The organism is Parendozoicomonas sp. 2304DJ65-17 (assembly GCF_058148445.1).
On record NZ_JBYVJV010000039.1, the window covers coordinates 1 to 305 of the forward strand.

1 tRNA gene is annotated in these 305 nt (G+C 49.5%); it reads left to right on the forward strand.

What is annotated here, in order from left to right:
• The first annotated feature begins 230 nt into the window (after positions 1–230).
• Positions 231–303 (forward strand) — tRNA-Val (locus ACY2RR_RS24450).
• Positions 304–305: the final 2 nt, after the last annotated feature.

Below are 305 nucleotides of genomic sequence, written 5' to 3' on the forward strand. Positions count from 1 at the left end.
CCGGTAGTTCAGTTGGTTAGAATGCCGGCCTGTCACGCCGGAGGTCGCGGGTTCGAGTCCCGTCCGGTCCGCCATTTATTAATTAATTTGATAAGTGTTGGTTGGTGAAGAAAAATCTGCCGGATCAGTGGTCTGGCAAAGCGCTTTGTTTTTTGTATAATGCGCTTCCTGATTGTTTCCGAGTCAATATTCTGAAATGATCGCATGCTTGGTCAGCATTAAAGACTTTTGGGTGATTAGCTCAGCTGGGAGAGCATCTGCCTTACAAGCAGAGGGTCGGCGGTTCGATCCCGTCATCACCCACC